21 protein-coding genes and 1 other annotated feature are annotated in these 22,082 nt (G+C 41.3%); all 21 genes read left to right on the top strand.

Features of this window, described 5'->3' with window-relative positions; genetic code table 11:
* Positions 1-93: 93 nt before the first annotated feature.
* The 21 genes from ACZYRN_RS09650 (at position 94) to lspA (ending at position 22,081) form a co-directional block, all read left to right on the top strand.
* On the top strand, positions 94-1,974 hold the full coding sequence (locus tag ACZYRN_RS09650; RefSeq protein ID WP_488911747.1) for a stage V sporulation protein D: 1,881 nt from the start codon (positions 94-96) through the stop codon (positions 1,972-1,974).
* Between the two features lie 125 nt (positions 1,975-2,099).
* Positions 2,100-3,575 (top strand): UDP-N-acetylmuramoyl-L-alanyl-D-glutamate--2,6-diaminopimelate ligase, encoded by a 1,476-nt coding sequence (locus ACZYRN_RS09645; protein WP_488911340.1) that lies wholly within the window; start codon positions 2,100-2,102, stop codon positions 3,573-3,575.
* Complete coding sequence (mraY, locus tag ACZYRN_RS09640) at positions 3,572-4,543, top strand: phospho-N-acetylmuramoyl-pentapeptide-transferase (protein WP_488911339.1); 972 nt, start codon at positions 3,572-3,574, stop codon at positions 4,541-4,543. Before ACZYRN_RS09645 ends, mraY begins: the two co-directional genes overlap by 4 nt.
* Positions 4,540-5,889, top strand: a complete 1,350-nt coding sequence (gene murD, locus ACZYRN_RS09635) for a UDP-N-acetylmuramoyl-L-alanine--D-glutamate ligase (RefSeq protein ID WP_488911338.1) — start codon at positions 4,540-4,542, stop codon at positions 5,887-5,889. The genes mraY and murD overlap by 4 nt, the downstream gene beginning before the upstream one ends.
* A 63-nt stretch (positions 5,890-5,952) precedes the next feature.
* On the top strand, positions 5,953-7,047 hold the full coding sequence (spoVE, locus tag ACZYRN_RS09630) for a stage V sporulation protein E (protein WP_488911746.1): 1,095 nt from the start codon (positions 5,953-5,955) through the stop codon (positions 7,045-7,047).
* Between the two features lie 132 nt (positions 7,048-7,179).
* Positions 7,180-8,286, top strand: coding sequence for an undecaprenyldiphospho-muramoylpentapeptide beta-N-acetylglucosaminyltransferase (gene murG, locus ACZYRN_RS09625; protein ID WP_488911337.1), 1,107 nt, complete (start codon positions 7,180-7,182; stop codon positions 8,284-8,286).
* A 37-nt stretch (positions 8,287-8,323) separates the two neighbouring features.
* Positions 8,324-9,124, top strand: a complete 801-nt coding sequence (locus tag ACZYRN_RS09620; protein WP_488911336.1) for a cell division protein FtsQ/DivIB — start codon at positions 8,324-8,326, stop codon at positions 9,122-9,124.
* Positions 9,125-9,345: 221 nt separating this feature from the next.
* Positions 9,346-10,653 (top strand): cell division protein FtsA, encoded by a 1,308-nt coding sequence (gene ftsA / locus ACZYRN_RS09615; RefSeq protein ID WP_488911335.1) that lies wholly within the window; start codon positions 9,346-9,348, stop codon positions 10,651-10,653.
* 39 nt (positions 10,654-10,692) lie between these two features.
* The gene (gene ftsZ / locus ACZYRN_RS09610) at positions 10,693-11,871 is read left to right on the top strand and encodes a cell division protein FtsZ (RefSeq protein ID WP_488911334.1); all 1,179 of its coding nucleotides are present in this window, start codon (positions 10,693-10,695) and stop codon (positions 11,869-11,871) included.
* A 161-nt stretch (positions 11,872-12,032) separates the two neighbouring features.
* Positions 12,033-12,881, top strand: a complete 849-nt coding sequence (locus tag ACZYRN_RS09605; protein ID WP_488911333.1) for a sigma-E processing peptidase SpoIIGA — start codon at positions 12,033-12,035, stop codon at positions 12,879-12,881.
* A 22-nt stretch (positions 12,882-12,903) separates the two neighbouring features.
* Positions 12,904-13,623, top strand: a complete 720-nt coding sequence (gene sigE, locus ACZYRN_RS09600; RefSeq protein ID WP_488911332.1) for an RNA polymerase sporulation sigma factor SigE — start codon at positions 12,904-12,906, stop codon at positions 13,621-13,623.
* Positions 13,624-13,684: 61 nt separating this feature from the next.
* Positions 13,685-14,464: an RNA polymerase sporulation sigma factor SigG gene (gene sigG / locus ACZYRN_RS09595; RefSeq protein WP_488911331.1), complete on the top strand. Its 780-nt coding sequence runs from the start codon at positions 13,685-13,687 to the stop codon at positions 14,462-14,464.
* Between the two features lie 77 nt (positions 14,465-14,541).
* The gene (locus ACZYRN_RS09590) at positions 14,542-14,799 is read left to right on the top strand and encodes a YlmC/YmxH family sporulation protein (RefSeq protein ID WP_488911330.1); all 258 of its coding nucleotides are present in this window, start codon (positions 14,542-14,544) and stop codon (positions 14,797-14,799) included.
* A 51-nt stretch (positions 14,800-14,850) separates the two neighbouring features.
* Positions 14,851-15,666, top strand: a complete 816-nt coding sequence (gene pgeF, locus ACZYRN_RS09585; RefSeq protein WP_488911329.1) for a peptidoglycan editing factor PgeF — start codon at positions 14,851-14,853, stop codon at positions 15,664-15,666.
* 4 nt (positions 15,667-15,670) lie between these two features.
* Complete coding sequence (locus ACZYRN_RS09580) at positions 15,671-16,345, top strand: YggS family pyridoxal phosphate-dependent enzyme (protein ID WP_488911745.1); 675 nt, start codon at positions 15,671-15,673, stop codon at positions 16,343-16,345.
* A 16-nt stretch (positions 16,346-16,361) separates the two neighbouring features.
* Positions 16,362-16,787 carry a cell division protein SepF gene (locus ACZYRN_RS09575; RefSeq protein WP_488911328.1) on the top strand — a complete coding sequence of 142 codons (426 nt, stop codon included), beginning with the start codon at positions 16,362-16,364 and terminating at the stop codon, positions 16,785-16,787.
* Positions 16,788-16,792: 5 nt separating this feature from the next.
* The gene (locus tag ACZYRN_RS09570) at positions 16,793-17,053 is read left to right on the top strand and encodes a YggT family protein (RefSeq protein ID WP_488911327.1); all 261 of its coding nucleotides are present in this window, start codon (positions 16,793-16,795) and stop codon (positions 17,051-17,053) included.
* 12 nt (positions 17,054-17,065) lie between these two features.
* On the top strand, positions 17,066-17,842 hold the full coding sequence (locus ACZYRN_RS09565; protein ID WP_488911326.1) for a YlmH family RNA-binding protein: 777 nt from the start codon (positions 17,066-17,068) through the stop codon (positions 17,840-17,842).
* A gap of 92 nt (positions 17,843-17,934) precedes the next feature.
* Positions 17,935-18,444, top strand: coding sequence for a DivIVA domain-containing protein (locus ACZYRN_RS09560; RefSeq protein ID WP_488911325.1), 510 nt, complete (start codon positions 17,935-17,937; stop codon positions 18,442-18,444).
* Between the two features lie 55 nt (positions 18,445-18,499).
* Positions 18,500-18,725, top strand: a binding site (T-box leader).
* 54 nt (positions 18,726-18,779) lie between these two features.
* Positions 18,780-21,551: an isoleucine--tRNA ligase gene (gene ileS / locus ACZYRN_RS09555; RefSeq protein WP_488911324.1), complete on the top strand. Its 2,772-nt coding sequence runs from the start codon at positions 18,780-18,782 to the stop codon at positions 21,549-21,551.
* A 56-nt stretch (positions 21,552-21,607) separates the two neighbouring features.
* Positions 21,608-22,081, top strand: a complete 474-nt coding sequence (lspA, locus tag ACZYRN_RS09550) for a signal peptidase II (protein WP_488911323.1) — start codon at positions 21,608-21,610, stop codon at positions 22,079-22,081.
* Position 22,082 lies beyond the last annotated feature (1 nt).

The raw sequence follows: 22,082 nt of genomic DNA, 5'->3' as shown, positions 1-22,082 counted from the left end.
GATGAAGGATTCCATAACGGTTTTTGTCAATTTTTCTTTTTCTATGCATATAGTCATGAAGGGAGAAAGGAGAGGGAATCATTGCGTAACAGAATGTTTTGGCTTCTTGCGGTTTCACTCATTGCATTCACAGCTCTTATTGTCCGCACGGCCTATATTCAGTTGTCAATTGGCGGCGAGTTAACCGAGAAAGCGGAAGAACTGTGGGGTAGAAGCATTCCTGCTCAGCCCGAGCGTGGTTTTATTAAAGATCGAAATGGAACCATTCTTGTTGGAAATAAACATGCATCATCTGTTTACGTGATTCCAGCACAAATTGAAGATCCTCAAACGACAGCACGTAAGCTAGCCACTGTTTTGAATGAGAAAGAATCCGTTTTATTGGAAAAAATAACGAAGCGTTCTTCGATTGAACGTCTCCAGTCAAAAGGTCGGAATATTTCAGCTGAAACAGCTAGGCAAATAACGAAATTACAGTTGAAAGGTGTATGGGTTGGGGAAGATTCAATCCGTGAATACGTATTGAATGAACGCCTTGCTCATATTATTGGTTTTACCGGTGTAGATAATCAGGGATTGGCGGGAATCGAAGCGTACTACGATAAAAAGTTGGCAGGAAAAGCTGGCTCTATTCAAATGTACACTGATGCGAAAGGAGAAAAAATGCCGGGAATGGCTGATAGCTATATACCGCCTGAAGACGGAATGGATTTGCAACTGACGATTGATGCAAAAATTCAAGCCGTTGTTGAACGAGAACTAGACAACGCAGAAAAAATGTACAAGCCAGACGGGGCAATGGCGATTGCGATGGATCCGAACAGCGGTAAAATACTAGCTATGTCATCCCGTCCATCATACAATCCAGCAACATTTGGCGATTATGACCCGGATGTGTATAATCGCAATTTGCCGGTGTGGAGTACATTTGAACCGGGTTCGACATTTAAAATTATTACACTAGCAGCAGCGCTAGAAGAAAAGAAAGTCGATCTTGATCAAGAGAATTTTCATGATCCGGGCTATGTAGTCGTAAATGGGTCGAGGCTGCGCTGCTGGAAACGAGAAGGGCATGGTCATCAGACCTTTCTTGAAGTTGTTGAAAATTCATGCAATCCGGGTTTCGTTGAAATGGGAGACCGTCTCGGTAAAAAAGCACTCTTCCAATATATTCGCAAATTTGGATTCGGACAAAAAACAGGTATTGATTTATATGGAGAAGGAACAGGTATTTTATTTACGGAGCAGTCAGCAGGTCCTGTTGAAGCGGCAACAACAGCCTTTGGACAGGGAGTGGCGGTCACGCCTATTCAGCAGGTTACGGCGGTTTCAGCAGCTGTCAACGGGGGGATTTTGTATCGTCCGTATGTAGCGATGAACTGGACAAATCCGAAAACAGGGAAAGTAATAATTGAAAACGAGCGAAAGAAAGTAAGGCGTGTCATTTCAGAGGAAACTTCTGGTGAAGTTCGTCGAGCACTTGAAAGTGTCGTTGCAAAAGGAACAGGTCGAAACGCATTTGTAGAAGGCTACAGAATTGGGGGGAAAACGGGAACAGCGCAAAAAGCGAAAGACGGGCGTTATTTAGAAAACAATCATATCGTTTCATTTATCGGTGTAGCCCCGTCTAATGATCCGAAAGTCGTCATATATACAGCGATCGATAATCCGAAAGGCACGGTACAATTTGGCGGAACGGTAGCCGCCCCGATTGTCGGAAAGATGATGGCTGATGTACTGCCGCTGCTTGGTGTTAAACCGCAAAAAAATCAGATTGAAAAAGAAAAAACGTGGAGTGACCCCGATATGATTGAAATGCCTAATCTTGTTGGACTGACGAAGCAAGAATTAAAAGAGCAATTAATTAATGTTAATATTGAAATTGAAGGCAGCGGTGAAACAGCAGCATCGCAGTCACCGTCAGCAGGTGTTAAAGTAGAAAGAGGCAGTAAAGTGCGTGTTTTATTGAAATAATTGAGCGAAGCCGCCGAAAATTATTGAAACAGGCTGAAAAGCATTCGCATCGGTGGCTTTTTTTCGTTACAATAGAAATCTCAGGAATTATACATATTGTTTTTTAATAGAAAGGATTGAAAAGCGTGGACTTATCAACTTTGCTCGAGGCCATTCCATTTTACAGCCAGGATAAAGCGGGGAATCCGACAGTTACATCGATTGAAAATGACCATCGTCTTGTTTCTAACGGGTCGATTTTTATATGTATAAAAGGTTATACATTTGATGGCCATAGTGCGGCAAAAGAAGCAGCAGCAAAAGGAGCGGTAGCCATTATTGCTGAGCAGCCGGTAGATGTGCCGGTACCTGTTATTTATGTGCGCAGCACGAAAAGAGTAATGGCACAGCTGGCTGCACATTTTTATGAACATCCAACTGAATCATTTCATCTCATTGCTATTACCGGCACTAATGGAAAAACGACGACGAGTCATCTAATCGAAGAAATTCTTCGGGCCAACGGTGAGACGACGGGTTTAATCGGGACCATGTATATGAAAATTGGCAATGAAATGATTGAAACGAAAAACACAACACCAGAAAGTTTAACATTACAAAAAACATTTGCGAAAATGAAGAAGGCAGGTGTCTCATCTGCTGTGATGGAGGTCTCATCTCATGCATTGCAGGAGGGACGTACAAATGGTACACAGTTTAATGTGGCTGTCTTTACAAATTTAACGCAGGATCATCTTGATTTTCACCGAACAATGGATGAATACAGAACAGCAAAAGGTCTTTTATTCGCGCGCCTCGGCAATTCGTTTCATGCAGGCAATCAAGCCTATGCCGTGCTGAATGTGGACGACGAGGCATCACGTGTATATGAAGCGATGACAGCTGCCACTGTCGTTACGTACGGTGTTGAACATCATGCGGATATTCAAGCGGTTAACATTCGTCTTACGTCAGACGGAACAGCCTTTACTATTTATTATCCAGGTGGAACGATTAATATTCAGTCCAAATTAGCGGGATTGTTCAATGTATATAATGTGCTTGCAGCGTTTGCAGCAGGATTCGTTTCAGATATTGCACCGGAAACAATGAAATTGGCCCTTGAACGAGTGAATGGTGTAGCCGGCCGCTTTGAAATGGTACCAAATGAAAGTGGTGTTTCCGTTATTGTCGATTATGCCCACACGCCGGACAGTCTCATTAATGTACTTCAAACCGTTCGTCCACTGACGGAGGGGCGGATTATCGTCATCGTCGGATGCGGCGGGGATCGAGATAAAATGAAGAGGCCATTAATGGCACAGGCAGCTTGTCAGTATGCAGACATAGCGATCTTTACATCGGACAACCCTCGCAGTGAAGATCCAGCGGCTATTTTAGCCGATATGGAAGCAGGCGTGAAAGGGCTGCAGTATACAGTCATGAGCGAAAGGAAAGAAGCGATTCGTGAGGCTATAACTTTAGCAAAACGAGGTGATGCTGTTGTGATTGCCGGCAAAGGACATGAAACATATCAAATTATTGGGCAGGATGTGATTCATTTTGATGACCGTGAAGTCGCAAAAGAAGCGCTTATTGACAAGAAAGGAGGATTTGCATGAATGAATGGCAGATTGGGTTAGTTATCGCTGTTTCTTTTTTTATAACCGTTCTTATTGCACCATTATTTATTCCATTTTTACGCAGGCTAAAATTTGGCCAGAGCATTCGAGAAGAAGGGCCAGAGTCTCATCAGCAAAAATCGGGGACACCGACGATGGGCGGCCTCGTTTTTTTACTGTCCATTGTAGTCACCACATTGTTTTTTGTACAGTTGTTTGGCTCAGTAGGTACAGAAACAATTTTGTTGTTACTCGTTACAATTGGTTTCGGCTTTCTTGGTTTCCTCGATGACTTTATTAAAGTTGTCATGAAGCGGAACCTTGGATTGACATCTTTGCAAAAATTAATTGGGCAAATTATCATCTCGATTATATTTTATGTTATTTATGCACAAAATGGATTATCAACAGAGCTGTCACTCGGGCTCTTTTCGATTGATGTGAGTATTCTATATGCCGTGTTCGTCTTATTTTGGCTTGTAGGCTTTTCAAATGCTGTCAATTTAACAGATGGGCTAGACGGTCTTGTATCTGGTACCGCATCCGTTGCATTTGGTGCTTACGCGGTTATTGCATGGAGTCAAGGACTTGAAGAAACAGCTATTTTTGCTTTTGCTGTTGTCGGTGCAGTCATCGGTTTTCTTGTATTCAACGCTTATCCAGCGCATGTTTTTATGGGTGACACGGGTTCACTGGCACTGGGCGGCGCGATTGCAGTATTGTCTATTTTAACGAAACTTGAATTTTTATTATTATTAATCGGTATCGTGTTCGTTGCGGAAACGCTGTCGGTTATTTTACAAGTATGGTCTTTTAAAACAAAAGGCAAACGAATTTTTAGAATGAGCCCGTTGCACCATCATTTTGAGCTTGGCGGCTGGTCAGAATGGCGTGTTGTTGTCACGTTCTGGTTCGTCGGAGTTGTGGCCGCAGCGATTGGCGTCTGGATTGGAGTATGGAATATATGAAGCAAATCAATCAGTATAATGGAAAGAAAGTACTCGTGCTCGGTCTTGCGAAAAGCGGACTTGCTGCAGCGAAGCTATTGAAAAAATTAGGGGCAGTCGTTACCGTCAACGACGGTAAACCACTTGAAGAAAATGAGGCGGCACGGACACTTCAGGCAGAAGGGGTCCGTGTCATTTGCGGCAGCCATCCGCTTGAACTTCTCGATGAAGGATTTGAAGTTATCGTTAAAAATCCAGGTATACCATATTCGAATCCTATTATTTCAGCAGCCGTGCTGACAGGTATTCCAGTTATCACAGAAGTGGAAATTGCAGGACTTATTTCAGAAGCGCCTTTTATTGGCATTACTGGAACGAATGGAAAGACGACAACAACGACATTAATTAATGAAATGATGAAAGAAGACGGCAAAGGAACCATACTGGCAGGGAATATCGGAGAAGTCGCATCGGAAGTTGTGCAAAAGGCTGAAACAGACGACTGTGTCGTGATTGAACTATCCTCGTTTCAGTTGATGGGCATTCAAACGTTTCGTCCGCATATCGCGATTATTATAAATATTTACGATGCTCACCTAGATTATCATGGTTCCAAAGAAGAATACGCCGGTGCGAAAATGAATATTACGAAAAATCAAACAGAAGAAGATTATTTGATTATTAATGCGGATCAGGAAGCTCTTCTCTCGATGGCAGGATCGAGTCAAGCGATGGTTATTCCATTTTCTGCGAGTCGAAAAGTAGAAAATGGAGCATATATTGAAGATGAAATGATTTTTTTTCAAGGGGAAGCTATCGTGCATATCACGAATATTGCATTGCCCGGTAATCATAACCTCGAAAATATTTTATCAGCGGTTGCGGCTGTAAAGTTATCGGGTGTTTCAACAGAAGCAATCAGCCGTGTCCTAAAAAGATTTACAGGTGTTCGTCACCGGACGCAGTTTGTCCGAGAATGGAATGGTCGAAAGTTTTATAATGATTCAAAAGCCACAAATACATTAGCGACCAAAAGTGCATTAACAGCTTTTAAGTCACCAATTGTTCTTCTTGCAGGAGGGCTTGACCGAGGCAACGGATTTGATGACTTACTTCCACATCTAACCTCAGTAAAGGCGATTATTGCATTTGGAGAGACGGCCGATAAATGGGAAAAAACAGCTATGAAAGCGGGAATTTCATTATTTGAAAAGGCCGACTATATGACGGATGCAGTGGAAAAAGCCGTTTCATTGTCAGAGGAAGGTGACATTGTTCTTTTGTCACCATCATGTGCAAGCTGGGATCAGTACAAAACATTTGAAGAGCGGGGCGACATATTTATTAAATGTGTGAATACACTATAAAGAAGAGCCGGAGCCGGATGAGGCTTCGGCTCTTATTTTTAGTATTTTGGAAAGGAGTGCAGAATCGTTTACAGACAAGCGCCAGACTATGTATTCTTGATGCTTGTATTGCTTTTGACCGGCTCGGGTTTATTTATGGTTGCAAGTGCAGGAGAAGTATGGGGGCAGTTTAACTATGAAAATCCTTTCTATTTTGTCCAAAGACAGGCATTCTTTGCTGCAATTGGCATAACCATCATGGCAGGTGTTTCAACTGTTGATTACCGAGTATGGAAAAAAATCGCACGTCCATTGCTATTACTCGCTTTCTTATTGTTAATAGCCGTACTTATTCCAGGGATTGGAATGGTAAGAAACGGATCACAAAGCTGGATTGGGGTCGGATCACTTTCATTTCAACCATCAGAATTAATGAAAATTGCGCTTATTTTTTACTTTTCCGTTTTGCTTTCTGAACGAAAAAACGTCATTCATTTATTTTGGAAAGGGCTATTCAAACCGCTTATCGTCCTTGGTGCAGCATTTGGACTTATTATGCTGCAGCCGGATCTTGGGACGGCTGCAGTCATGGGTGGTACTGCTTTTCTTCTATTGTTTATCGCGGGTGCCCGGATTCGTTTTTTTGTTATGACCGGTTTGTTTGCTTTAGGCGGACTTGCAGTTTTAATTGCATCAGCGCCTTATCGGATGAAACGGATAACAGCTTATCTTGATCCATGGTCCGATCCGCTCGGAAGCGGTTTTCAAATCATTCAGTCGCTTTATGCAGTGGGTCCGGGAGGATTATTTGGACATGGTTATGGCGAGAGCCGGCAAAAATACTACTATTTACCGGAGCCGCAGACTGACTTTATATTTGCCATTTGGTCGGAGGAGACAGGTCTTATCGGAGCTGCCTTCATCATAACTCTCTTTTTTCTGCTAATCTGGCGTGGCATTCATATTGGTATGCGTGCGCATGATTCATTCGGTGCTCTGCTTGTTTGCGGCATTACCGCGATGATCAGCCTGCAGTCATTTATTAATCTAGGTGTTGTAGTAGGTTTACTCCCAGTAACAGGTGTAACACTCCCTTTTCTAAGCTACGGCGGTTCTTCTTTGACCATGACACTGGCATCTGCAGGGATTGTGCTGGGCATTAGCCGCTTTAAGGGGTAAAAATGGAGGAAATTTTCTGCTTTTTCAAGATAATATTTGATTCTCGAGACACATTGATTTAAGATGAGAATGCATTAGACAGCCAATGTAAACAGCTTGACGGCTGCTAGATGAATAATGGGGTGAACGTAATTGAAAATTGTAGTCAGCGGTGGGGGAACAGGCGGGCATATTTATCCGGCACTCGCACTCATTCGAATGGTTAAAATGAAGCACCCGGAAACATCTTTTTTATATATCGGAACTGAAAAAGGGCTAGAGTCTAAGCTTGTTACAAGGGAAGGCATTCCTTTTCAGTCAATAGATATTACAGGGTTTCGCCGGGCAGTATCCTTTGAAAATGTGAAAACAATTATGCGGTTTTTAAAAGGTGTAAATGAATGTAAAAAAATGCTGCAAGAGTTTAAACCGGATGTTGTAATTGGAACAGGCGGGTATGTATGTGGACCGGTCGTCTATGCAGCGGCGAAAATGGGTATCCCGTCCATCATTCATGAACAAAATAGCGTACCGGGTTTAACGAACAAGTTTTTAAGTAAGCATGTTGAGAAAATTGCGGTCTGCTTTGAAGAAGCAAAAGAATTTTTTCCGGCAGACAAAACGATTTTAACGGGAAACCCACGTGCTTCTGAAGTGATAAAAGCAAGCAACATAGGTGTAATGGAAACATTTGATTTAAAAAGTGAACAAAAAACAGTACTGATTTTTGGCGGAAGCCGAGGTGCTAAACCGATTAATGATGCTGTTACAGGTGCCTTAACGGACTTGGCAAGCCGCGCTTATCAAGTGTTATATGTAACAGGTGATGTTCATTACGAAAAGGTCTCCTCGATGCTTAAGATAGCCGGAAAACCGGCCAATGTATCGATTGTGCCGTTTATTCATAATATGCCGGAAGTGCTTGCAGCATCTGATCTAGTTGTCTCGCGTGCAGGCGCAACAACGCTTGCTGAACTGACAGCACTTGGTATTCCATCTATTCTCGTACCGAGCCCCTATGTAACGAATAATCATCAAGAGAAAAATGCACGTACTCTCACTGATCGCGGTGCAGCCATTCTGCTTTTAGAAAAAGACTTGAATGCGGATACTCTCGTTCGGGAGCTCGACGCAATTTTGATGAATGGATCTTCATTAGTCAAAATGAAAAAAGAAGCGGAACAACTCGGTATTCGAGATGCTGCAGATCGCTTATACAATGTTATGATCGATCTTGCACGAGAAGATCATAGGGGCTGAACAGATGGTTAGTCCGTAAACGGACAGAGGTGTGTATATGAATAAACAAAAAATCATTTCAATAGAAGAGCGCATTCCAAAGCTTAAACAATTGCGTAAACGAAAAGCGAATCGTCGTCTTCTTATTCTTCTTTCAGTATTCTTCTTGCTTGCTCTTTTCTTAATTTATTTACAGTCGCCGCTAAGTAAAGTGGCGCAAATTCACGTAGAAGGCAATAAATTAATGATGGAGCAGGAAATTATTAAACAAAGTGGGCTTGAAGTCGGAGGAAGTATATGGGTAGCAGGTAAAAATAAAGCGGAAGAGCGGCTTTTACAAGATGAACGTATTAAAGAGGCGATGATATCGACAGGTTTTCCAAATGATTTAAAGATAACAATCGTTGAACAAAATGAAATTGCCTATGCAGCCCGCAAAGGCGATATGTACCCAATTTTACAAAATGGAAAAATTATAGATAATCCTATACAAGGAGCACCTTCGCAACTGCCTATTTTATATAACTTTAAGGAAGGCGACGCGCTGAATCGCTTTACAAAAGCAATTGAAATGCTGCCATCTGAAGTCGTTAATATCATTTCAGAAGTCCATTATGATCCGAAAAAAAATGATTCGCTTCATATAAAAGTATTTATGACGGACGGTTTTGAAGTGTCAGCGACGCTTTCCACATTTGCAGAGAAGATGATTTACTATCCATCCATTTCTAATCAACTTGATCCAAATGTAAAAGGAGTTATTGATCTTGAAGTAGGTTCTTATTTTAAACCGTATGATCCTTTGCAGCAGCAAGGGGAACAAGAACAAGAAGGCTTGGAAGAGGCAGAAAGACCATAAAGTTTTTGAAAACGGGACAACTTAGCCTTTTCCAGCATCTCATCTTAGTGTAGACTTGTATGAGAGAGTTTCACAGACATTACATTAGAAAAATATTAAACTTAAAAAAGGAAAATATATTGAATATGACGAATAACGTTCTTTATACACGTTTTAACGAACATAGGTGTGAATTGTTGTTCGATTATTCAGGTTTTTTATGGTAAAGGAGGTGCCGCAGCATGAACAGTAATGAAATACTAGTCAGTCTTGACATTGGTACATCCGCTATTAAGGTGATCATTGGGGAAATGGTCAATGATACTTTAAATATTATCGGTGTCGGCAGTGTAAAGTCAAAAGGAATTCGTAAAGGTGCGGTCGTTGATATTGACGATACGGTCCAATCTATTAAAAAAGCAATTGAGCAGGCAGAGCGTATGGTCGGTGTTAAAATTAGCTCTGTCATTGTAGGTATTGCAGCCAATCATGCGCTTCTTCATTCGTGCAACGGTGTTGTGGCTGTTTCAAGTGAAAACCGGGAAATTACAAGCGAAGATGTCGTTCGTGTAAAAGATGCAGCACAGGTTATGTCTATCCCGCCAGATCGAGAAATTGTAAACGTTATTGCGAAACAATTTATTGTGGACGGGTTTGATGAGATTCATGATCCTCGTGGTATGTTGGGTGTTCGTTTAGAAATGGAAGGAATTATCGTTACCGGTTCAAGAACCTTTTTACATAACACATTGCGCTGTGTAGAACGTGCCGGCTTGGACATTAATGAGATTGTTCTTCAGCCGCTTGCAAGTGGTGAAATTGCTCTTTCAAACGATGAAAAAAATCTTGGTACAGTGCTGGTTGATATTGGCGGCGGTTCGACAACCGTATCGTTTTTCAAAGACGGTTATATTCAGCAAGCAACGGTATTACCTGTTGGCGGCGAACATATTACGAAAGATTTGTCGATTGGTCTTCGTACATCGACGGAAGAAGCGGAACAAATTAAAACGAAGCATGGTCATGCATTTTATGACCTTGCATCGGAAGAAGAAGTATTCAGTGTACCGGTCATTGGCAGCGATCAACATGACCAGTTTAATCAGCTTGAAATTTCAGAAATTATTGAAGCTAGAATGGAAGAATTGTTTATGATGATTGTGGAGGAGCTTCGCCAAACAGGCATCCACGATGTACCAGGCGGTTTCGTATTAACGGGAGGCACGTCGGCGATGAATGGCATTCTTGATCTAGCACAGGATGTTTTTCAAAATCGTGTCCGTGTAGCAATTCCGGATTATATTGGCGTTCGTGAGCCACAATATACGACAGCCGTCGGTTTAATTAAATATGCGTATAAAACCGCTCGTCTTACTGGTCGAAAAGTAAATACGCCTAATAATGATGTTCAGCTTAAGGAAAAAGAAGACAGAAGAGAACGACAAGATACGCAGCAGGAAGCTAAACCGTCGAAAAAAGAAAAGGATAAACAAAAAGATGGTGTCGGATCGAAAATGAAACGACTATTCGGCTACTTTTTTGAAGAATAATAAAGATGAATTGATTATGACGAATTAGGAGGATTTGCCATGTTGGAATTTGATACAAATTTAGATTCGCTAGCAACAATTAAAGTGATCGGCGTGGGCGGCGGCGGCAATAATGCCGTCAACCGAATGATTGAACACGGTGTACAAGGTGTTGACTTCATTGCGGTTAATACAGATGCACAGGCGCTCAATTTATCACAAGCAGAAGTAAAGATGCAAATTGGTTCAAAATTGACACGCGGTTTAGGTGCAGGTGCCAACCCGGAAGTTGGTAAAAAGGCCGCAGAGGAAAGTAAAGAGCAAATTGAAGAAGTGTTAAAAGGTGCAGATATGGTGTTTGTCACAGCCGGAATGGGCGGTGGAACAGGTACAGGAGCAGCACCGGTTATTGCGCAAATCGCAAAAGATCTTGGCGCCCTGACAGTTGGGGTCGTCACACGTCCATTTACGTTTGAAGGGCGAAAACGTGCGACACAGGCAGCAGGCGGTATTGAAGCAATGAAGGCATCTGTTGATACATTGATTGTTATTCCAAATGACCGCTTGCTTGAAATTGTTGATAAAAGTACGCCGATGCTTGAAGCGTTCCGCGAAGCGGATAACGTTTTAAGACAAGGTGTTCAGGGTATTTCCGATTTAATCGCTGTTCCTGGTTTGATTAATCTTGACTTTGCTGACGTGAAAACAATTATGTCTAATAAAGGCTCTGCCCTTATGGGGATTGGTGTTGCTTCAGGGGAAAATCGTGCTGTTGAAGCAGCGAAAAAAGCCATTTCCAGCCCGCTTCTTGAAACGGCTATTGATGGTGCACAAGGTGTGTTAATGAACATTACCGGGGGAAGCAACTTGAGTCTTTATGAAGTACAAGAAGCAGCAGATATTGTATCATCTGCATCGGATCAGGAAGTAAATATGATTTTCGGTTCTGTTATTAATGAAAACTTAAAAGATGAAATTATTGTTACCGTCATTGCCACAGGATTTAAAGATCTTCCATCTCAGCCTGGTGGACCTAGTGCACAGTCTCGGCCTGGCCTCGGTCAGGTGACGCACCAGCAACAGGCAGCACCGTCGCAGCAATCAAAACCGCGTGATGTGAAACGTGAACGTGAAGATACCCCGCCGGTTGAACAGCCAATTCGTCAAACTCAGCAATCAAGTACGGACGATACGCTTGATATCCCGACATTTTTGCGTAATCGAAACAGAAGAAGATAAATAGTATGGATCCTGTCACATATGTGGCAGGATTTTTTGTGTTAGTGACAAAATTCGGAAAAATTGCTGTAAAAATTCACTCACATTGCGACACAAAATGAAATCTAAATCCGCTACACTAATAATCATGGGACAGGCAGCCGGAAAGAGGGAGGGGTGAATTGACCGGTTACGCAGAAGTCATTGTCCTTTTTAATTTTGCGGCGGATGGGTTGCTGCTGCTTGTAACAGGTATTTTACTTGGAAAACGGTTACAGGCACGAAGGCTTTTGCTAGCTTCGATGATCGGGACAATCCCGTTGTTCATGCATTTGATTACAGGATGGGAATTGCTTAATCATTTTGCTGTTAAAATGTTGTCACCTGTTTTTATGCTCATTATTGCCTTTAAAATCACCGGTATTACTGTCCTTTTATCAGCTGCTGTCACGTTTTATTTTGTTACTTTTTTAACAGGCGGTGTGTTATACGGGTTCCAGTCTGTTCTTTTTAATGGAAATTCTTCTGGCCAGTTTTCGATTGTCCTGTTATTTATTGTATCTATCTCGGCTGCTTTTTATTTTATTCAGCGCCGTCTATTCAACTTAAGTACGAAACGGAATATAAAAAAACAAACGGTGCCAGTCAAGTTTTCCATTTGTGGAATGGAATGGTCCGGTATAGCACTAATTGATACGGGAAATTCATTATGTGATCCGATTACGAAAAAAGGAGTGGCTGTCTGTCAAATTCGAGGTAGTGAAAACTGGCCAATTGAGGTTCAAAGCGGAGAGCAAGAGGCATTGTCGCAACTTCCTGACCGATGGGCGGAAAAGATGATCTGGATTCCAGCCCGCTCTCTAGGTGCTGAAAACCAATTGCTCGCCGCTTTTCGAACGGATGAATTAACGGTTTTTATGGACGGAAAAGCTGTCCAGACACCGAAAGCGCTTGTGACATTTACGACAGCAGTACTCTCGGATGATCAATCTTTTGATTTTATTTTGCATCCAAATATGGTTCGACAATGAATGGAAAGGTGAGTGGGTTTATATGCGGCCAGTCAAAACGAAGTGGATGTATCTGATGTATAATGTGCTTCAAAAAGCGGGAATGAAGTCGAAAACAATTTACTATATTGGCGGAAGTGAAGCACTGCCGCCGCCGCTGTCGCGTGATGAAGAAGCGCACTTGCTTACGAAGCTTCCATCTGGTGACAAAGCAGTTAGGGCGATGCTGATTGAGCGCAATTTACGGCTTGTTGTCTATATTGCCCGTAAGTTTGAAAATACTGGTATTCATATTGAAGACTTAATTAGCATCGGAGCGATCGGATTAATTAAAGCGGTGAATACATTTAATCCTGAAAAGAAAATTAAACTCGCGACCTATGCATCCCGCTGTATTGAAAACGAAATTTTAATGTATTTACGCCGCAATAATAAAATACGCTCAGAAATTTCATTTGACGAGCCACTAAACGTCGACTGGGATGGCAATGAATTGCTATTATCAGATGTGCTTGGAACAGAAAATGATATTATTACAAAAGGAATTGAAGAAGATGTTGATAAACATTTAGTGGCAGAAGCACTTGAAGATCTGGAAGGCCGTGAAAAACAGATTATTGAAATGCGTTTTGGGATAAATGGACAAGAGGAAAAAACACAAAAAGAGGTTGCTGACCTGCTTGGTATCTCTCAATCATACATTTCACGTTTAGAAAAGAAAATTATTGGGCGACTGAAGAAAGAATTGAATAAATTGCGCTGAATAAAATTTTCCGGGTCGGAAATACTGTTCTAAGAAACAGACATCATGAGGAGGAACAGTGATGGCCCGGAATAAAGTTGTGCTGTGCGGCGTCGATACATCAAAGCTTCCTGTTTTAACAAACCCTGAAATGAAAGTTCTCTTTATAAAATATCAAAGCGGTGACAAAAGTGCGCGCGAGGAACTTGTTACAGGAAATTTGCGTCTTGTTTTAAGTGTTATTCAACGGTTCAATCATCGCAATGAACAAGCGGATGATTTATTTCAAGTTGGCTGTATTGGTTTAATGAAATCAATTGATAACTTTGATTTAGGCCATAATGTCCGCTTTTCAACCTATGCTGTGCCGATGATTATTGGTGAAATAAGGCGCTATTTGCGGGATAATAACCCGATCCGTGTTTCGCGTTCGCTTCGTGATATTGCGTATAAAGCATTACAAGCAAGAGAAAGATTGACAGCAGAACGATCGGTAGAGCCGGCTGCTGAAGATATTGCTCGGGCAATTGACGTACCAAAAGAAGAGATGGTATTTGCGCTTGATGCTATTCAAGATCCCGTCTCACTATTTGAGCCCGTATTTCAAGATGGCGGCGATCCGATTTATATGATGGATCAAATAAGTGATGGAAAAGATCGTGAAAAAGAATGGGTCGATACAATGACGGTAACTGATGAATTGAGCAGGTTATCAGAAAGAGAAAAAATGATTGTGGAAAGACGCTTTTTTAGTGGAAGAACCCAGATGGAAGTCGCAGATGAAATCGGTATTTCACAGGCGCAGGTATCCCGTCTTGAAAAAGGGGCCATCAAGCAAATGAAGAAGAGAATAAATGACTAATTCAAAACAGGAGATTTTCACTTCCTGTTTTTTTTCTTTGGTTTGATACATACATATGAAAGAAAGGAGGCATTATCATGCGCATCTCTGATTTTCAATTAAAAGATATTGTCAATGTGAAAGACGGAAAAAAACTAGGCAGACTGGCTGATATTGAATTAAATAGCGCGACAGGAGCTATTTCTGCCTTAATTATTGAACAAAGCGGCAAAAAGTTCGGTCTATTTGGCAAAGAAGAAGAAATTACTATTTTTTGGATGAATATTGTGAAAATTGGTGATGATGTTATTTTAGTGCGTCATGGTGAAAATCCATCAGAAGAAGATGAACAATGACGAGAAATGGTCCGGTGTGGTACACTAGAAGAAAATGGGCAGGAGAAGATAATGACAGAACCATTTAAAAAATCAATAGATGGCCTCTATCGTATTGAACGATGGGAAAAAGAGTCCCCAGACTTAATAGCAGGGTTTACATCTAAGAATGAAGGCTCAGGTAAGTTTAAAGGATTAAACATGGCATTTCACGTACATGACGATTCATTAGCTGTCCGACAGAATAGAATAGATATCGGAGAAAAAGCGGGTATCTCGGCAGATCAGTGGATCGGATGTGAGCAGACACATGGTACGCATATTGAAAAAGTAACGAAAAAAGATAGTGGACGAGGCGCGCTTGATTATGAAAGCGCGTTATCGTCTACGGATGGCCTCTATACAAATGACAGTGGTATTTTATTAACGCTTTGTTACGCAGACTGTGTTCCGCTTTATTTTTACGACCGATCATCAAAAAGGATTGGTGCGGCACATGCAGGCTGGAAAGGATCGGTTGGAGGCATTGCTTTTAAGATGATTGAAAATTGGGAAAAACAAGGGAGTAGGCTTAAAGATATCGAGGTCGTTATCGGTCCATCCATTTGTGGTGATTGCTATAAAGTAGACAATTTGGTCATAAATGAAGCAAGAAAATGGTACGATCATGATGAAAAAAAATCGTTTTTACCGGTTTTAGATGAACCTGAAACATTTTATTTTTCATTGCAGAAATTTAATAAAGATATTTTCTTAAAAGCGGGCGTACTGGAGCGTAATATTTACATAACACGCCTTTGTACAAGCTGTTCACCCGACTTTTTTTCTTATCGTCGCGATGGAGGACATACAGGCAGAATGATAAGTTACATTGGCTGGAAGGAATGAAATGATGAGGGTTAGTGAGAATTTAGCGAACATTACAAATCGCATTAAAGAATCTGCAAGCTGTGCGGCACGTAATCCCGATGAGATAAAAATCATTGCAGTGACGAAATACGTGTCTGTAGAACGGACAAAAGAAGCCATGGAAGCAGGTATTATCCATCTTGGTGAAAATCGAGAGGACGGATTGAATACAAAATATGAAGCGATTGGTAAACGAGCAAAGTGGCATTATATCGGTTCCTTGCAAACGAGAAAAGTGAAATTCGTCATTGATAAAGTTGACTATATTCACTCGCTTGACCGTGAATCACTTGCTAAAGAAATTGACCGCCGTGCAAGCAAACCGATAAACTGCTTTATACAGGTCAATGTGTCCGGCGAAGAATCAAAACACGGATTAGAACCGGAAGCGGTTATCCCATTTATTGAATCACTTGCTGCATATAAAAATATTCGTGTGTGTGGATTGATGACGATGGCACCGCTGACGGAAGATAGGGAACTGCTTCGTACCTGTTTTCGCCGGTTAGCGGAATACAAAAATCGTGTACAGGCATTACATCTTGATTATGCACCATGTACTGAGCTTTCAATGGGGATGAGCAACGATTTTGACATTGCAATTGAAGAAGGAGCAACGATGGTTCGGATTGGCACAGCGCTTGTTGGAGAAGAATGAGAGCGGAGGTGGAACCGTGGGAGTGAAATCGAAATTTAAATCATTTTTTCTTTTAGACGAAGAAGATTATGACATGATAGAAGAGGATATATATGAAAAAGATCACGAGCAGCCTACAGCGCGAAAAAAGAATGTTGTCAGCTTGAAAAGTACACAAAAGCCAGCAAAAGTCATTATGGCTGAGCCTCGTATTTTCGCGGAAGCACAAGAAATTGCGGATCATTTAAAAACGAAAAAAGCAGTCATCGTTAATTTGCAGCGCATTCAAACAGATCAGGCACGTCGTATTGTCGACTTTCTAGGCGGTACCGTGTATGCCATTGGAGGAGAAATACAGCAAATTGGCGAAAAAATCTTCTTCTGTGCACCTGAAAATATTGAAATTGGCGGCAGTATTACACAATTTAATAATAATGATCATGATAAAACGGGGTGGCAATAAGTCGAATGGATACAATTATTTATATTATATACAAAGCTTTAGAACTCTACTCATGGGTGTTGATCGCCTATATTTTGATGTCGTGGTTTCCAAATGCACGAGATACAGCAGTTGGACGCTTTTTAACAAAGATCAGTGAACCTTATCTTGAACCGTTTCGCCGCTTCGTGCCGGCCATTGGCATGTTTGATATTTCACCTATCGTCGCGTTAATCGTGCTGCGCTTAGCGCAAAGTGGTCTATCGCAGCTGTCACTGTGGGCATAAGGGGAGAATAGAGTGAACGGAATTTATCAACATTTTAGACCAGAGGAAAAAGAATTTATTGATAAAGCGATAGAATGGAAACAGCAAGTGACAGAAATGTATGCGCCAAAGCTGACCGGATTTCTTGATCCGCGTGAAAGGCAGATTATCCAGTCTGTCGTCGGTTCAGATGAAGACGTGAGAGTCTCTTTTTTTGGCGGTGCCCAATTGTCAGAACGGAAGAGAGCTCTTCTTCATCCGGATTACTATGAACCGGATGTAACAGATTATGATGTCATGTTATATGAAATTGATTATCCGGAAAAGTTTTCAACCATTAGTCATCCTCAGATTCTTGGTAGTTTAATGGGACTTGGGTTAAAAAGGGAAAAGTTCGGTGACATCGTGACAGACGGCAGCCGCTTTCAGCTTTTTGCTGTAAAAGAAATAGCGGAATATATAAATACGCATTTTGATCATGTCGGCAAAGTGCCGGTCAAGTTAAAAGAAAAGCGATTTCAGGATGCTATTCAATCGATGGAAAAATGGTACGAACAGTCTGTTACAGTTACATCTATTCGTTTGGACACTGTTATCGCCTCACTGCCTGCAATGTCTAGGCAAAAGGCACAACAGTTAATTAAAGCCGGGGCTGTGAAGGTAAATTGGAAAGCGGTCGACAATCCATCGTTTGAGTGTGCAGAACAAGATGTATTGTCCGTACGTGGCAGCGGAAGGATGAAAATTTTATCGATTGATGGACAAACCAAAAAAGAAAAATGGCGCCTGACACTAGGTATTTTGAAATAAATTTCAAAAAAAAAAAAGATTTACAGACAAAAGATTGCAAAAACCTTTATAATGAAAGACAGTTGTTAATGTAACGCTTTGGAGGTGACTGTATGCCCTTAACGCCGTTGGACATACATAAAAAAGAATTCGGACGTTCATTTCGTGGATATGATGAAGATGAAGTGAATGATTATTTAAACCAAATAATAAAAGATTATGAGCTTATTATTCGTGAAAAAAAAGAATTGGAAACAAAGCTTGCTTCACAGACAGAACGGCTCAGTTATTTTTCCAATATTGAAGAAACATTGAACAAATCGATTGTCATTGCGCAGGAAACAGCAGAAGATGTGAAACGCAATGCACAAAAAGAAGCGAAACTTCTCGTCCGAGAAGCTGAAAAAAATGCGGATCGTATTGTGGAGGAATCCTTATCAAAGGCGCGCCGTATTGCCGTTGAAATTGAAGAATTGAAGAAACAGTCAAAAGTATTCCGAACACGATTTAAAATGTTGATGGAAGCGCAGCTAGATTTGTTAAACAACGACGATTGGGATGCGTTAATGGGATTTGAAGTGGATACAGATGAAATTGAGCAATTAAGCGAAGACGATATGTAAACTTGACGGATGACCGCTTCATTTTTATAATAGGTTCATTCAAATAACTATATAAGTAAAAACGATGACGGGGACAGTACGTTTACATAAATCAGTGTTAAAGCGAACCGGGGAGGGTGTAAGCCCGGATGCTGATTGTTGACGGAAAATCACCCTTGAGTGCTTTTCGTGAACGAATAGTAGCGAATAAGCGGTATATCCACGTTACGGATGATGAGCGGGCAGTGTAGGTAGTTGCTGTCAATCAGGGTGGTATCGCGGAAACCTTTTTCGTCCCTTATTTAGGGGATGAAAAAGGTTTTTTTGCATTTATTACACTTAAAGGAGAATGAAACATGAATTATAAAGAGACATTATTAATGCCGAAAACAGAATTCCCGATGCGGGGCAATTTGCCAAAACGTGAACCAGACATGCAAAAAACGTGGGATAAAACAGATATTTACAAACAGGTGCTTGATCGTACGAAAGAGCGTCCGATGTTTGTTTTGCATGATGGACCTCCTTATGCAAATGGGGACATTCATATTGGACATGCGCTGAATAAAATTTTGAAAGATTTTATTGTCCGCTTTAAATCAATGAGTGGTTATTATGCCCCTTATATTCCAGGCTGGGATACACACGGTTTGCCAATTGAACAGGCGCTTACAAACTCAGGTGTGAATCGCAAAGAAATGACAGTAGCAGAATTTCGCCAGCTTTGCGAGGATTACGCCTATAAACAAATTGACAGTCAACGCACACAGTTTAAACGTCTTGGTGTTCGTGGTGATTGGGAAAATCCATACATTACATTAAAGCCAGAGTACGAGGCACAGCAAATTAAAGTATTTGGTGAAATGGCGAAAAAAGGTTATATCTATAAAGGACTGAAACCTGTTTACTGGTCCCCTTCATCTGAATCAGCACTTGCTGAAGCAGAAATTGAATACAAGGATAAAAAATCTCCTTCTATTTATGTGGCTTTTAGTGTGAAACAAGGGAACGGTGTACTTGAAGAAGGAACGAAAATAATCATTTGGACGACAACACCATGGACGATTCCAGCAAACCTTGGAATTGCACTTCATCCAGACTTGACTTATGTGGTTGTCAGTACAGGCGGCGTTCGTTACGTCGTAGCGGAAGCGCTTCTTGAAGAAGTAGCGTTGAAAATTGGCTGGGACTCTTACAAGAAGGAAAAAACAGTCAAAGGAGAAGAACTGGAGAATATTATCGCTGCTCACCCTATTTACGCTCGCGATTCACTCGTTATGCTTGGTGAACATGTGACAACCGATTCAGGAACAGGATGCGTTCATACAGCACCTGGACACGGAGAAGATGACTTTATCATCGGTAAAAAATACGGTCTTGATGTTCTTTGCCCTGTAAATGATCGCGGTGTGATGACAGAAGAAGCGCCCGGTTTTGAAGGCCTTTTCTATGATAAAGCAAACAAAGCAGTTACGGAAAAGCTTACAGAGGTCGGTGCGCTCTTGAATATGGAGTTCATTACACATTCATACCCGCATGACTGGCGTACGAAAAAACCAGTTATTTATCGTGCTACAGCACAATGGTTTGCCTCCATTGATGTATTCCGTCCACAATTATTAGAAGCGGTTAAAGAAACGAAATGGGTACCATCATGGGGTGAAACACGTCTATTTAATATGATTCGTGACCGAGGCGACTGGTGTATTTCACGTCAGCGTGCATGGGGTGTGCCAATTCCCGTGTTCTATGCAGAAAACGGTGAGCCGATCATTACCGATGAAACCATTACACATGTCTCGAATTTATTTCGTGAACACGGTTCAAATATTTGGTTTAAGCGTGAAACAAAAGAATTATTGCCGGAAGGTTTTACACATCCAGGCAGTCCAAATGGTGAGTTTACCAAAGAAAATGATATTATGGATGTATGGTTTGATTCAGGATCTTCTCATCAAGGTGTTCTTGAACTGCGCGATGATGCACAGCGGCCGGCAGATCTTTATTTAGAAGGATCAGACCAATACCGAGGCTGGTTTAATTCATCACTTATTACAGGCGTTGCTGTTACAGGAAATGCGCCGTATAAAGGTGTTCTTAGCCACGGATTTGCACTTGATGGGGAAGGACGCAAAATGAGCAAATCACTAGGCAATACGGTTATCCCTTCAAAAGTGATGGATCAACTCGGAGCGGATATTTTACGCTTATGGGTAGCGTCTGTTGACTTTCAGGCGGATGTACGTGTATCCGATGCGATTTTGAAGCAGGTGACAGAAGTCTATCGGAAGATCCGCAATACATTCCGTTTTCTACTAGGAAACTTAGATGGATTTGATCCCAAACAGCATGCTGTTTCGTATGAAAGCTTGCGTGAAGTTGATCAATTTATGCTTGTGAAATTAAATGAATTAATTAAAAATGTCCGTGGCCATTATGAAAACTATGAATTCGCAGCCATTTATCATACAATTAACAATTTCTTTACAGTAGATATGAGCTCGTTCTATCTTGATTTTGCGAAAGACGTTCTTTATATTGAAGCAGAAGATCAATCGGATCGCCGCGCGATTCAAACGGTACTTTATGAAACGTTAACGGCTCTTGCGAAACTGCTATCCCCTATTTTGCCCCATACAGCAGATGAAGTTTGGATGGAGGTGCCGGGCACAACTGAACAATATGTTCAATTGACAGATATGCCAGAGTACAAAGAGATCGAGGACGCAGAAAATATAAAAGCGAAATGGACAGCGTTTATGGATGTGCGTGACGATGTGTTAAAAGCACTGGAAAAAGCGCGTAATGAGAAAGTGATTGGCAAATCGCTTACAGCACATGTACGTTTATATGCTGACAGTGATGTGACGGATCTTCTTGCTTCCATTCAGGAAGATCTCAAACAATTGTTTATCGTATCTGGATTTGAAGTAGTTGGTTTAAAAGCAGATGCACCAGAAAATGCAGTGAAGCTTGACACAGCCTCTGTAGTCATTGAGAAAGCGTCCGGTGAAACGTGTGAACGCTGTTGGACGGTGACTGAAGAAGTTGGACAGGATCAAGCACATCCAACACTTTGCCCACGCTGTGCTGAGGTTGTGGCCGAGCATTATCCGGAATTAAACTAAAGGATAATAAAAAGAGGTTAGCAACCGCTAACCTCTTTTCACCGTTATCCAAGGTGATGGAGGAACGTATGATGTATTACGTATTGACACTGTTAGTAATCGTATTAGATCAATGGACGAAGTGGCTTATTGTTACGTCAATGGAAATTGGTGAAAGTGTAAAAGTTATTGACGATTTTTTTCATATAACATCTCACCGAAATCGAGGAGCAGCATGGGGAATGCTTGAAGGCCAATTCTGGTTATTCTATATCATTACCGCAATCGTTGTTGTAGCTCTTGTGTATTACATGCAAACAGAAGCAAAAGGAAAGCCATTAATGAAAACATCGTTGGCCATTTTGCTCGGTGGTGCAATTGGCAATTTTATTGATCGACTGTTTCGTGGTGAAGTCGTTGATTTTGCACAGACATTTATTTTTGGCTATCATTTCCCTATTTTTAACATTGCGGATGCAGCATTGACGATTGGCGTTCTGTTATTATTTGGAGCTATGTTTATTGAAGATCGAAAAGGAAAGAAGGAATAAG

This window comes from Domibacillus sp. F004 (genome assembly GCF_057814295.1).
This window is presented reverse-complemented; position numbering and strand designations above follow the sequence as displayed.